Genomic DNA, 11,921 nt, shown 5'->3' on the forward strand with positions numbered 1-11,921 from the left:
ATCGACTACGTGGGTAGCCACGTCAGGCCGCCGGCTCGTGGGTCAGTTCTTTGAACCAGCTCGGTACCGGTTTGAGCAGCTTCTTGGGGTAGCGGTCGGAGGCCCAGACCATGGGGTTGGCGATCCAGTGATAGGGGTTTCTGGGTTTGACCACCATGCGTGAGTGCAGCTTCAACAACTGGTAAGTCGGTACCCGCCAGGTGTATTCAGCGCGGCCCCCGAGTTCCTTGAACCGCATCATGGCCTTGTAGAGCTTGTCGGGTTGCAGGCCCATGTCGACGATGTTGTTGCGCATCCGGTTCAGCAGCGGCACGTACATCAACGTGCCGATGATCACTCCGGGTGACGCTATGTTTCCCACGAACTCGACGGCCAGTCGGCGCACGTTGGCTTGCCCGATCATGTTCAGGACCTCGAAATCGACGGCGATGTGCCGTGATTCGTCGTTGTTGATCTTCTCGAACACCTGATGGCATACGGGGTCGTGGACCTCTTCGAGCAGGAACTTCAGCAGTGCGCCGTCGAGCGCCACCTCGAGCATCGGGATGACGGTACCCAGGATGGACAGCGACATGTTGTCGGCGTAGGTGTCGAGCCACTCGATCGCCAGGCGGATGTTGACGTTGGGCTCGGGCATTTCGCCGTCATCGAGCATGCCCCAACGCTTCATCAGTGCCAGTTCGGCGTTGGCGTGGCGTTGTTCCTCGGCGTGGAAGTAACGGTAGATCTCCGCGATCGTCGGCGTCGGGGCCTTCTTGGCCAGGGCCGCAAATCCACGGGCTCCGACATTCTCGATCCAACACAGATCGGCCATGAAAGCCTTGAGCTTGGGCCGCATCTCGTCGGTGATGGTCTCTGCGCCGGGGGCGTCCCAATCGATGTCGGCCAGTGCCCACTGGCGGTCCTTGATCTTCGCCAGCATCTTGTCCATGTCCATTGCCACTGCTAACCCTCCAGGGAACCGGTGATGCGGGTGGTCAGACCGACGGCGCGGGTGTACACCGTCGGGGTGAGTCGTTTGATGCCCCAGCCGATCCGGGCATCGGGTTGCGGCATGCAGTACAGCCCGCCACGGTCGTTGGTATCCAGGCACATGCGGGCCACTCGTTGCGCGGAGAATCCAGTCCAACGCATCAGCCGGTCGGCGAACTGGCTGGATTCAGTTGAGATGCGGCTGGATTCGAGAATGTTGGTCTTGACGAACGTCGGACACAGCGCGGTGACGGTGATGCCGGTGCCCGCCAGTTCGGCGGCGAGTGTCTCGGACAGCGACAACGTTCCGGCCTTGCTGACGTTGTAGGCCGCCATCCCCGGTGCGGCACCGAATGCAGCCGCAGATGCGACGTTGATGATGCCGCGTGGTTGGTCTGTTTGCGCGTCTCGCAGGATCGGGGTGAACACGTGGCAGCCGTGAATCGGTCCCCACAGGTTGACGCCGAGCACCCAGTTCCAGTCGTCGAGGCTGACCTCTCCGACCGGCAGTCCGCCCGCGCCCACCCCTGCGTTGTTGATCACCAGCGTCGGTGGTCCGTCGAACCACGTTTCGGCGTCCTTGGCGAGCCGGGTGACGTCGTCGATTTGTGACACATCGCAACGCACTGCGGTGGCCCGGCCACCGTTGTCGGTGATCGCCTCGGCTGTGGCGCGGGCCGCGTTCTCATCGATGTCGCTGCAGACGACCTGGCTGCCGCGGGAGGCCAGTTCGGATGCGAACGCCGCGCCGATACCGCTGCCTGCGCCGGTGACGACGGCGTTGGCGCCGCGGCTGCGTTTGCGGTTGTTGCCGAAGATGTTCATCCGGCTACCTGCATGCATCCCGGCATGCCGACCTCCTCGTCGAAGTGTCCAACGAGTACACCAACAATTGGTGACATTTGTCAATGTCAGCATTCGTTGATGGCAAGCCTCTTGCGTCTCTCTCGGAAATCGACGAACGCCACCGGCGTCGAGTGTGCGGTTTAATGCGCGCGCATGGGCGAGTCGCGTATGAAACCGCACATCGACACAAGTTTCATCCACCGCCACGGGGACGTAGCCACCGATAGCTGCTCGCGTGGGAGGCTGTTACCGGTTTGGATCCCCGCGCCAACGAAAGCTGTTGACGTACTTACCCATATCGAGGGCAAGCTGCAGATTGGCGCCGGACGGCTTGCCGATTCCGGACGTCGGGCCGAACTCGTGGTAGGGCCCGACAGCCGATGCGACGAGTGCGAGGTCATTCTTCACCGCCACCATGACGATCACCCGCATCCGCATGTAGTTACTGCTGGCGCCTTGAGGCCAACAGTCGGCTACCAAGCCGAAGCCGGGCTGATAGCCGACCATCGCATTGGGGATCTCGTAGGCCGTCTTGGTGTCCGGGAAGGTCTGCTCGACAAGAGAATTCGCGATCTCCTGCGGGGTACGGCCACCGGCGGGCTCGCTGAACAACTGCATCATGCCGCCGTCACCGCCGGTGAACTCCGCGGTCACCCCGGTCGGCTCGGTGGTGACGTTGTACGCCGCACCGGCGACGGGGTAGGAGACGGAGAAGCTGCCGTCCGCTGCGGTAAACACCGGGTTGATCGCCACCGGCTCCCCGGTCGGCGGTTGTCCGCAGTCCGGGGGGCACATATACCGTGCCGGTGGCGTGCTCAACGAACCTGACACCCAGACCAGGAGGCCGGCCACCACCGCGATTCCGGTGCCCCAGATCGCCAGCAGCTTCAGCGGTGCGACCCGTCGCGTCGGCTTCGCCTCGTAGGTCCCGGCGGGCACCGCATAGCCGGGGAACAGCGTGGGTGTGCTCACGGCGTCTCCGGGCGCCGGTCACGTACCGGTCGGTGTTCGCGACGCTCTGATCGAGAAGACCGCGAGGACGCGTGGGTAGCCGCACCGCAGTGCGCGCAGAACGCCATGTCAGGAACGACGTGGCCGCACCGCGGGCAGAGGATGGGTTGATCGGAGGCGATCTCGTCGTGCGCCTCATGCAGGAGCGCCAGATGCAGGCCGACCCGCAGCACGAACAGCGCCACCAGTGCAATCGCGAGATGCACTGCAAGCTGCAGCCATTGCGGTACGCGGACAACGTCGATCAGCCCGAACCCGGCGTAGACAACCAGCACGGCCAGACCACACAAGAGCAGAACGAGCCGCACATAGCCGGGATGTTGGTGGACCTTGCTCGGGGGGCGGGTGAACCACAGTGCCGCGCCGACGAGGCCGCCGACGGCCGCGGCGGTCAACGGCATCGCCACACCGCGAATGCCGGCCTCGACCAACAGGCCCGACATCGGGCGGTTGTTGGCCACCATCCCGGTGGTGAGCTGTGGGGCCAGCCGGGTGAGCGTGGCAGCGGCGGTGAACGCGGTGGCGCCCAGGGCGCCGATCATGAACCCGTCCAACGATTCCCGGCTCGGCGGCCGCACCAGCCGAACCACCACCGCGGGCACCAGCATGAGCAGTAGACCGCCCAGCGGAACGCCCAGCCCGCTACGCAATATCTGGTAAACGGATAACCCGGAGCCCAACGGGACGCCGTAGGACCGGGCCATCATCGAGCCGGTGAGGAGCACCCAGCCGATGCCCAGCGCGATCCCCAGCACCGCCGTGATCACCAGGGTGCCGGCGGGTAGATCGCTGAACGCGTCGGACTCCTGGAGATAGATCAGGAACAGCAGCGGCAAACCCAGTGCGGCGACGGCGATCAGCGCCGCGGGTAACCGCAGCAGCGCGCAGGTCACCAGTCCCGCCAGCAGGACCAGCAGCAGCAGGCGGAACGGCATTCGGGAACGGTGCGACAGGTGCGGAAACAACGAACTGGTGATCGACGGGCGCAGCAGGTGTTCCTCGGGCGCAACGCAGGATGCACTGACGCGTAACCATTCAGGACCGTCGCCGGGCTCCTTGTTCAGGTGCACGCCGCACAGCCCGCAGTACTTGCCCGCGGGAACGTCGACCTTGCAGACCCGGCACTCGGTGGTGGGCACGGCGTCTTCGTCGGGTGTTTGTGTCATCGGTTCGCCTTCTGGAGCGCGAGAAGGTTCTTGACCAGATTCTCCACGTCAGGCGTCCCCAGCCCGGTGACCATGTCATAACCGGGCCCGGCGCTGGCCACCGCGTTGCCGCCGAGCGTGACATCACGGAACGCCGGGAATGGAGCGCCTGCCGCGATGCGGTAGAGCTGTGGGTTGAGATCACCGATCAGCCTGCCGCCGTGCTCGATCAGGTACTGGTTCATCACCGCCGCCAGACCGGCCCAGATGGGCGCCGACTGCGACGTGCCGCCGCCGACCAGGTTCTTCTGGTTGAACACGATCCGCACCCCGGTGAAGGGGTCGGCCACCGCCGCGATGTCAGGAGTCAATCGTCGCCCGGCGTCCTCGCCCGTCGCATCCGGGCTGGACACTGCGCGTTGCCATTCCGGGCGGTCGAACAATGCGGAGACCCCGCCGCCGGTGCCCAGTGAGAGTGGCACGTCGAACCAGGCCTGCTCACCCAGCCACTGGCCGTCGGCAGTGGTCGACAACGTGGTGCCGCCGACATCGGTCATCTCCGGCAGCGAGGCCACCGAGTCCAGCCCGATGTCGTCGGAGCCCGGCGGTGACGACCAGTCTTGTCCGCCTTTGCATTCCAGGCCGGCGAGGTCGCCGCTGGCGTTGAACGCGGTGGTGCCGCGCTCATGCGCGGCGGCGAGCGCCGATCGCACCGGGGCGAGGTCGGCGGCGGTGAGCAGTTTGTCGCAGCCCCAGCCGATCGAGAAGCTCCACACCGCGCCGGGAAACTGCTGATCGGCGGACTCGAGCATCTGGCCGATCTTCTCGTAGGCGCCGTCGCCTTCGACCGTCGGGCGTGCGTTGATGACCACTTTCCGCGCATCGGGCGCGATGGCGTGGGCTACTTCGAGATCCATCGTGGTCTCACCGCGCGGTTCACTCGGCTGCCCGCCGATCAGGACGGGGTTCAGCGGGGGCAGGTTCCACAGCGTCGTGAAGCTGTCGAGATCGGCCTGGTTGTACCCGTCGAAGGCGAAGATCACGATCGTGGTCCCCTTGCCGGTGTAGCCCTGGGCCGCCAACGCGTCGGCGTTGTAGGTCTGGAGCAACGCGCTCGGCGTCAAGCCCTGATCCGGAACGTCGAGTGGGAAGAACCACGGCAGTGACATCTTGTGCGGGGTGTAGCCAAGAATTCGGCCGAGTTCGAGGACCTCGCCCTGCAACGCTTCCGGCAGTGTCGGCTGGTGCGGTGAGGCGTAGAACTCCTGGCCCTGCCGGCCCCGGTAGTCGTGGACGGCCACGTCAAAGGCGTCCGCGATGCGGTCCGGTGCGCCCTCGACGATCGCCCAGGCGTTGCCCGGTCGCCAGCGCACCGACAGGCCCTGCTCGCCGGCCCACTTGATCAGGACGGCTGGCCGCGCGGAGTGCTGCAGTGTGACGGTGAGCTGTACCCGGCCTTGGTGCGCCGGGCCGAGGTCTGTTGAGGCGCCGAGCAAATGGGCATATGGCCCGTCGATCACGGCCGACGTGCCAGGTGCCGGCGAGACCCGAAGGTCAGACGCCAGCACCAGCACGCCGGCCGTGATCAGAGCCAGTAGCCAGTGGCTGGATACTGCGCGCACGTCGCGTTACCCCGCGACCGTGCGTGCTTAGTTGTCGCCGGGCGGGGCGGTGGGCGCCGGGGGAGCGATCACATTGGGCGAGAACGGGTTCGGGCCATTGGGATCGATGCGCGGAGCCTTCTCGGTGGGCTCGACCGGCGGCGGCGGGGCGACCGGAGTCGTCGTTGTGGTCGTGGTGGTGGTCGGCGTCGTGGTCTCGGGCGCCTCTTCTTCGGTACCGCACGCCGCGGTGAACGACATCATCCCGATGACCGCGGCACCGCCCGCGATGACGGTGAGCCGACGCCTCAACTGTCCTGACTTCATAATGGTCCTCACTGTCCCCCGATGTTGGTCAAGCTGGCTGTACGAATCGCGTTGCGATTTCCACTATCTGCAACGCGCCGTACGCCAGATCCCATCCCGAGGCGGGTTCTGGCGAACGAACTCTAACTTAATGCGGGGACAGGCGCAGAGGCATTCCTGCCGGCCCTGTCAATCGATGATGACCCCGCCGTTCGCGGCTTGACGCTGTCGGGGGCCAGGTGTTTACTCGAGACATCGAACATATATTCGAACGTGCTGAGTTTCGGATGGTGTAGGAGGTGTTGGTGTGACAGCTGCGACTAGCTTGGATTTGCCTCTGCGCACCCATGCTGAACAGGTAGAACACCTCCGTCGCAAGATCGCGTCGGTGTCCGGGAAGGTCGGCCAGGCGCACCGTGGGGTATCGGTGTCCGAGGACCTTCTTCCGGCCGAAGATTCTTTGCTGCAGATACCCGAGTCGCTGGCCGGAACGTTGCCTGCCCAGTTGCCGACGGCGCTGCCGCGCGGAACGGTTGCGGTGGCGATCGGCGCCCGGTCGTTGACGCTGGGCCTGGTGGCGGCAGTGACGGCGGCTGGGGGCCATGCCGTGATCGTCGGCCAGCCCGATGCCGGTCTGCTGGCGGCGGTGGAAATGGGCGCCGACCTGAGCAGGCTCGCGGTCATTCCGAATCCCGGTGCCGACCCGGTCGAGGTGGCCGCGGTGCTGATGGACGGCATGGATCTTGTGGTGCTCGGGCTGGGCGGCCGCTCGGTGCCGCCGAGCCGGGCGCGAGTGATGGTGGCGCGGGCAAGGCAGAAGGGCTGCACGCTGCTGGTGACCGACGGTGACTGGCAGGGCGCGTCGGCCCGGCTGGAGGCCAGGGTATGCGGTTACGAGGTGACCGGCGCGGGCCCGGACGTGCCCACTCCCGGGCGTGGCCGGATCGGCCGGGTCCGGCTGGCTATGCAGGGCAGGGGCCGGTCCTTCGGATCAGCATGTGCGGCAGGCGGTTAGGCCGTGCCTGCGGGATCCCGGGTGCTGGCCCTGTGGTGTATGGACTGGCCTGCGGTCGCTGCGGCCACCGCAGCGGGCATCTCGCCGACGACCCCGATTGCGGTCACGCTGGCCAATCGGGTCATCGCCTGTTCCGCGTCGGCACGTGCGGTCGGGGTGCGGCGCGGGTTGCGGCGCCGCGAGGCGCAGGCTCGGTGCCCACAACTGCATGTCGTCACCGCCGACTCGGCCAGGGATGCCCGCCATTTCGAGAATGTGACGGCCGCGGTCGATGATCTGGTGCCGCGCGCGGAGGTCCTGCGGCCCGGTCTGCTGGTGCTGTCGGTCCGTGGGGCGGCAAGGTATTTCGGATCCGAACCGGCTGCAGCCGAACGGCTTGTCGATGCGGTGGCAGCGGCGGGCGCGGAATGTCAGGTCGGTGTTGCCGATCAGCTGTCCACCGCGGTCTTCGCGGCCAGGGCGGGACGCATCGTCGAACCGGGGCAGGACGCGTCGTTCTTGTCCGAGCTGTCCATCCGGCAGCTGGCCACTGAACCGGCGCTGGCCTCACCCGGCCGCGAAGATCTGGCAGATCTGTTGTGGCGGATGGGTATTCGTACGCTTGGGAAGTTCGCGGCGTTGTCCCGCACCGATGTCGCCTCCCGGTTCGGGGCCGACGGTGTCCTCGCGCACCAGTTCGCTTGCGGTGAGCCGGCCAGGGGCCCGTCGGGACGGGATCCGGCCACCGAACTCGATGCGGTGCTGAACTGTGACCCGCCGATCGAGCGGGTGGATGCCGCTGCTTTCGCCGGTCGCTCACTGGCCAGCGCCCTGCATCGCAGTCTGGAGGCGGCGGGTGTCGGATGTACCCGGTTGGCCATCCACGCGCTCACCGCCAATGGGGAAGAGCTGGAACGGGTCTGGCGATGTGCTGAACCACTGACCGAGGATGCCACCGCCGATCGGGTGCGCTGGCAGTTGGACGGTTGGCTGAACCGTCGCACCGCGCAGCGGCCCACCGCTCCGGTCACCGTACTGCGTCTGCGTCCGGTGGAGGTGGTGTCAGCCGCGGCGCTGCAACTGCCGCTGTGGGGTGGTGTCGGTGAGGAGGACCGGTTGCGGGCCCGGCGCGCGCTGGTGCGGGTCCAGGGCCTGCTCGGGCCGGAGGCCGTGCAGGTGCCGGTTCTCAGCGGTGGGCGCGGGCCCGCCGAACGCATCACCTTCGCTCCGTTGGGGGATGAGCCGGTGCCCCGGGCCGACCCGCGCCAGCCCTGGCCCGGCCAGCTGCCCGAGCCTTCGCCGACCGTACTGCTCGACGATCCGGTGGAACTCCTTGACGTACAGGGCAATCCGGTTCGGGTCACCAGCCGGGGGATGTTCTCGGCCGACCCGGCCCAATTGGCCGGTGCAGGTAAACGCGACGGCAGGCTGGGTTGGTGGGCCGGGCCGTGGCCGGTCGACGAGCGGTGGTGGGATCCAGAGGGGCGAGCGGCGGGCCGCACCGCCCGCGCTCAGGTGTTGCTGGGGGATGGCGAGAACGATCTGGCGCTGCTGCTGTGCTACCGGCAGCGGCGATGGTACTTGGAGGGGGTCTATGAGTGATTTCAGGCGATTTCCGAGCTCGCCGCGGTTTCGGCCGTCGGTTCCGACGTGCGAGGTCGCCACAGGTAGATGCCGACGGCAAGGATCAACACGAACGGAATATCGGTCAGGAACTTGCTCCAGTACCGATCCAGATCCGTGAAAGCTTGCCCGACCATCAGGACGCCGTGCGCGAGATTCGCCCACATCGTGAAGTCCAGGAATGACGAGTATGCGCGCGGATTTCCGGCCGCACGCAACAGGAACACGCCCCACACGACGTAGATGAGCAGCAGCATCGGCGGCACATGGGCGTGGTCGCCGCCGAACCGGACATCATTCCAGATGGCCCAGTTCAGTACGCCACCTTGCTCGGCCAGCAGTGGCGTCTGCACCATGAATCCCGCGAAAAGCAGGCCGAAGATGATGAGCGTCAATATGCCGTAGACGCGAAGGAACACCCTGAGCTTGGGTGAAGAGTCGTTGGACATCAGAGTTTCTCCTTGAGATTGAGAATGAATCTAGTCGTATAGTACGACTAGAAAGTTGGAAAAAACAACTATGAGAATGAACTTTCCGACCCGCTGGTAGGCTAGGCGCACGGATGCCCGATCAGGCGGTCGAAAGGGGTTGGACCATCCATGGTTGGCAAGCGCCAGTACGGCGAGGGGTGCGCGGTCGCACATGCGCTTGATCTGATCGGTGAGCGCTGGGCACTGCTGATCGTGCGCGAATTGCTACTTGGGCCAAAGCGGTTCACCGACCTGCGTGCGGGCATGTCTGGCGCCAGCGCGGACATCCTGGCCCAGCGCCTCCGCGAGATGGTTGAGGCGGATGTCGTCCGCCGGAAGAAACTGCCGCCGCCTGCCGGCGCCGAGGTCTACGAATTGACGGAATGGGGAGCCGAACTTGAGCCGGTGGTAACCCATCTCGGCCGGTGGGGGAGCCACTCCGCCACGTTCGACCCCACTGCTGCGAGCAGCGTCGACTCACTGATCCTCTCGCTGCGCGTGCTGTTCACCCCACAGGCCGCGAAGGGATTCAACGCAACCATCGGGCTTCGCGTCAGTGGCAATGACTTCACCGTCAAGGTCATGAACGGTCGGCTTCACGTGGCCCGGGCAGAGCCGGATCGCCCTACCGCGACGCTGGATACGGACCGCCCGACGCTTGCCGCACTGCTCTACGAAGGACGCCCGCTCGACACTGCGTTGCGCGCCGGCGCGGCGACGGTGGGTGGCGAAACCGCTGTTGTTGAACGGTTTCTGAGTTTGTTCCCGCTGCCGGAGGCGGCCGACGGCTGAGGCGGTCCGCTAGGTCAGCCGCTTCGCGAACGTCCCCACCCGGTCGATGAACCGATCGAAGAACACTGCCGGGTCCACGTCGACACCGACGAGTGCGTTGGGACGGCGGCCCCAGTGGCCGCGCCAGTCGGCCACAGTCATACCGCGCGTCAGGGCGCCGGTCAGTTCGACGTCGACGGTGGTTTCCCGGCACCGCACCAGGTCGGGGTCGAGTGCCACCGCGGCTGCCAGCGGATCGTGCAGGTGTGCGAGATATCCGTCACCGGTGTCGAAGTGGAACTCGAAGTAGAACCGCATCGCATCTTCGAGCACGCGGATCAACGGGTTGTCCGCGGTGGATCGGGTGCCCCGTTCATCGAGCACACTCATCGCCGCCGATGGCGCATCGGCCGCCGCCGCGAGCCGGTTCAGCAGCGCAGGCGTCATCGCGATGTACTCGGTGAGGTTGAGGCCAAGCACGATCGGTACGTGCCCCGGGTCGTCGAGCCCCCACGCGGCATCCCAGCCGCCGAAAACCTCTGCGGCGGATTCCGGATCGACGCTGATGTTCCATTCGGAGACCGGTGTGGTGTTGCCCCGGTAGTCGAACGCGCCGCCCATGATCACCAGCCGGCGTAGCAGTTTGGGCAGGCCGGGTTCGGCGCGCATGGCCAATGCCAGGTTGGTCAGCGGTCCGGTGGCCAACCCGATCAGCTCACCGGGATACGCGCGGGCTGCCCGCACCCAGGCCTCGGCGGCATCGTGCGTGGTGAGCGGCTGGTCGCCGGCCGGCAGCCGCGCATAGCCGAGGCCTTCCGGGCCGTGGGTGTCCTCGGCGGTGCGTAGCGGGGCCTTCAAGGGTTGTGCTGCGCCCTTGGACACCGGCACGCCGGTGATCCCGCACAGGTCCAGCAGACCAAGGTTGTTACGGCAAACCTCGTCCACCCCAATGTTTCCCGCTGTCGACGCGATGCCCACAAGCTCTGCCTCGGGGCTGGCGAACAGATATGCGAGGGCCATGGCGTCGTCGACGCCGGTGTCGACGTCGGCGAATACGGGCATCACGCCGCCAACGATAGAGCCGGCGGCGTCACTGCTCAACAAAGCGCAGGCCGACAAGGCCCACCACGATCAGCGCGATGAACGTCATCCGCAGCGGCGTCAGCGCATCGTGGAACAGCACCACGCCTGCAATGGCCACCCCGACGGCTCCGATGCCGGCCCATATCGCGTACGCGGTGCCCACCGGCAGCTGTTTGACCACAAGCGCCAGCAGTACGAAGCTGGCCACCGCTGCGACTACGCACACCACGCTCGGCCACAGTCGGGTGAAGCCGTCCGATTCTTTGATCGCCAGGGCCCAGACGATCTCCAGCACGCCGGCGAAGACCAGCAGCAGCCACGACATCCGTTGTCTCCTCGGGGATCAGGCGTTGTAGCCGCCGTCGATGGTCAGGGTTGTGCCGTTCACGTACTGCGCGTCCGGCCCGGCGAGATAGGCGACGGCTGCGGCGATCTCGTCGGCGTGGGCGAAGCGGCCCAGCGGAATGTTGGGCATGTCGGCGGCGGCGTCAGCGCTGTCGGCAGGGTTCATCTCAGTGTCGGTGTTGCCCGGATGCACCACGTTCGCGGTGATACCTCGCGGTCCGAGATCGCGGGCCAATCCGCGCGCCAGCCCGGCCGTCGCTGCCTTGGTGGCCGAGTACAGCGTGATCCCGGGAAACGGCGTGTGATCGGCCAGGTTGCTGCCGATCGTGATGATCCGGCCGCCTTCACCCATCACGGCCGCGGCGGCCTGGCTGAACAGGAACGGCGCCCGGATGTGCAGATTGATGGCCTGGTCGATGTCGGCGAGGCTGACCTCTTCGAGTGGACCGTTGGGAAACACCCCGGCGTTGTTCACCAGGATGTCCAGCCGGCCGAACGCCTCGAGGACGGCGTCGACGGCCTGTCGCGCCGCGTCGGGCGCACCGCTGTCCACGTGCAGCGCAATAGCTTTCGCTCCCGTCGCGGTGATCGCGTCGACCACTGCCGCCGCCCGCTCCGGAGAGGAGTGGTAGGTGATCGCGACGTCGGCGCCCTCTGCTGCCAGACGCCGGGCGATCGCCGCGCCGATTCCGCGGCTGCCTCCGGTGATCAATGCGGATTTCGACCTCAGCGACATACCTGGCTCCAATCAATT

The 11,921-nt window shown here is 66.4% G+C and carries 13 protein-coding genes; 3 read left to right on the forward strand and 10 right to left on the reverse strand.

The features are described from left to right. Positions 1-22: 22 nt before the first annotated feature. The 6 genes from ABQF30_RS03250 to ABQF30_RS03275 all read right to left on the reverse strand — a co-directional run bounded on the left by ABQF30_RS03250 (position 23) and on the right by ABQF30_RS03275 (position 5,902). Entirely contained in the window at positions 23-937 is a 915-nt protein-coding gene (locus tag ABQF30_RS03250) for a ferritin-like domain-containing protein (RefSeq protein WP_448461028.1), read from the reverse strand. Between the two features lie 8 nt (positions 938-945). After that, positions 946-1,797, reverse strand: a complete 852-nt coding sequence (locus tag ABQF30_RS03255) for an SDR family NAD(P)-dependent oxidoreductase (RefSeq protein WP_448461030.1) — start codon at positions 1,795-1,797, stop codon at positions 946-948. 267 nt (positions 1,798-2,064) lie between these two features. Next, entirely contained in the window at positions 2,065-2,790 is a 726-nt protein-coding gene (locus ABQF30_RS03260; protein WP_448461031.1) for a hypothetical protein, read from the reverse strand. After that, entirely contained in the window at positions 2,787-3,995 is a 1,209-nt protein-coding gene (locus ABQF30_RS03265; protein ID WP_448461033.1) for a zinc ribbon domain-containing protein, read from the reverse strand. The genes ABQF30_RS03260 and ABQF30_RS03265 overlap by 4 nt, the downstream gene beginning before the upstream one ends. Next, the gene (locus ABQF30_RS03270) at positions 3,992-5,596 is read right to left on the reverse strand and encodes a S53 family peptidase (protein ID WP_448461035.1); all 1,605 of its coding nucleotides are present in this window, start codon (positions 5,594-5,596) and stop codon (positions 3,992-3,994) included. The genes ABQF30_RS03265 and ABQF30_RS03270 overlap by 4 nt, the downstream gene beginning before the upstream one ends. A gap of 27 nt (positions 5,597-5,623) precedes the next feature. Continuing rightward, positions 5,624-5,902: a hypothetical protein gene (locus ABQF30_RS03275; RefSeq protein WP_448461037.1), complete on the reverse strand. Its 279-nt coding sequence runs from the start codon at positions 5,900-5,902 to the stop codon at positions 5,624-5,626. A 286-nt stretch (positions 5,903-6,188) separates the two neighbouring features. Between ABQF30_RS03275 and ABQF30_RS03280 the strand changes: the two genes are divergently transcribed. Together ABQF30_RS03280 and ABQF30_RS03285 are read left to right on the forward strand one after the other, a co-directional pair. Further along, the gene (locus ABQF30_RS03280; protein ID WP_448461039.1) at positions 6,189-6,896 is read left to right on the forward strand and encodes a DnaE2-dependent mutagenesis accessory factor ImuA'; all 708 of its coding nucleotides are present in this window, start codon (positions 6,189-6,191) and stop codon (positions 6,894-6,896) included. A gap of 39 nt (positions 6,897-6,935) precedes the next feature. Continuing rightward, positions 6,936-8,477 carry a DNA polymerase Y family protein gene (locus tag ABQF30_RS03285; protein ID WP_448463403.1) on the forward strand — a complete coding sequence of 514 codons (1,542 nt, stop codon included), beginning with the start codon at positions 6,936-6,938 and terminating at the stop codon, positions 8,475-8,477. Positions 8,478-8,479: 2 nt separating this feature from the next. Here the strand turns inward: ABQF30_RS03285 and ABQF30_RS03290 are convergent, their stop codons facing one another. Then, positions 8,480-8,947: a DUF6632 domain-containing protein gene (locus ABQF30_RS03290; RefSeq protein ID WP_448461041.1), complete on the reverse strand. Its 468-nt coding sequence runs from the start codon at positions 8,945-8,947 to the stop codon at positions 8,480-8,482. A gap of 150 nt (positions 8,948-9,097) precedes the next feature. On the opposite strand from ABQF30_RS03290, the gene ABQF30_RS03295 reads away from it, so the two are divergent. Continuing rightward, positions 9,098-9,760: a winged helix-turn-helix transcriptional regulator gene (locus ABQF30_RS03295; protein WP_448461043.1), complete on the forward strand. Its 663-nt coding sequence runs from the start codon at positions 9,098-9,100 to the stop codon at positions 9,758-9,760. A gap of 9 nt (positions 9,761-9,769) precedes the next feature. Here the strand turns inward: ABQF30_RS03295 and ABQF30_RS03300 are convergent, their stop codons facing one another. From ABQF30_RS03300 to ABQF30_RS03310, 3 genes are read right to left on the reverse strand one after another with little or no spacing between them, the layout of a single operon-like run. Beyond that, entirely contained in the window at positions 9,770-10,801 is a 1,032-nt protein-coding gene (locus tag ABQF30_RS03300) for a nucleoside hydrolase (RefSeq protein WP_448463405.1), read from the reverse strand. A gap of 28 nt (positions 10,802-10,829) precedes the next feature. Continuing rightward, complete coding sequence (locus ABQF30_RS03305; protein WP_448461045.1) at positions 10,830-11,147, reverse strand: DMT family transporter; 318 nt, start codon at positions 11,145-11,147, stop codon at positions 10,830-10,832. Between the two features lie 18 nt (positions 11,148-11,165). Beyond that, a complete protein-coding gene (locus tag ABQF30_RS03310; protein WP_448461047.1) occupies positions 11,166-11,903 on the reverse strand; it encodes an SDR family NAD(P)-dependent oxidoreductase in 738 nt (245 codons plus the stop codon). Positions 11,904-11,921: the final 18 nt, after the last annotated feature.

It is taken from the genome of Mycolicibacterium sp. XJ870, from assembly GCF_053483975.1.

What these genes read in the sequence shown, in the direction of transcription:
- ABQF30_RS03250 (WP_448461028.1), bottom strand. Translation starts at nt 937, where the DNA reads ATGGACATGGACAAGATGCTGGCGAAGATCAAGGACCGCCAGTGGGCA.
- ABQF30_RS03255 (WP_448461030.1), bottom strand. Translation starts at nt 1,797, where the DNA reads ATGAACATCTTCGGCAACAACCGCAAACGCAGCCGCGGCGCCAACGCC.
- ABQF30_RS03265 (WP_448461033.1), bottom strand. Translation starts at nt 3,995, where the DNA reads ATGACACAAACACCCGACGAAGACGCCGTGCCCACCACCGAGTGCCGG.
- ABQF30_RS03275 (WP_448461037.1), bottom strand. Translation starts at nt 5,902, where the DNA reads ATGAAGTCAGGACAGTTGAGGCGTCGGCTCACCGTCATCGCGGGCGGT.
- ABQF30_RS03285 (WP_448463403.1), top strand. Translation starts at nt 6,936, where the DNA reads ATGGACTGGCCTGCGGTCGCTGCGGCCACCGCAGCGGGCATCTCGCCG.
- ABQF30_RS03290 (WP_448461041.1), bottom strand. Translation starts at nt 8,947, where the DNA reads ATGTCCAACGACTCTTCACCCAAGCTCAGGGTGTTCCTTCGCGTCTAC.
- ABQF30_RS03295 (WP_448461043.1), top strand. Translation starts at nt 9,098, where the DNA reads ATGGTTGGCAAGCGCCAGTACGGCGAGGGGTGCGCGGTCGCACATGCG.
- ABQF30_RS03300 (WP_448463405.1), bottom strand. Translation starts at nt 10,801, where the DNA reads ATGCCCGTATTCGCCGACGTCGACACCGGCGTCGACGACGCCATGGCC.
- ABQF30_RS03305 (WP_448461045.1), bottom strand. Translation starts at nt 11,147, where the DNA reads ATGTCGTGGCTGCTGCTGGTCTTCGCCGGCGTGCTGGAGATCGTCTGG.
- ABQF30_RS03310 (WP_448461047.1), bottom strand. Translation starts at nt 11,903, where the DNA reads ATGTCGCTGAGGTCGAAATCCGCATTGATCACCGGAGGCAGCCGCGGA.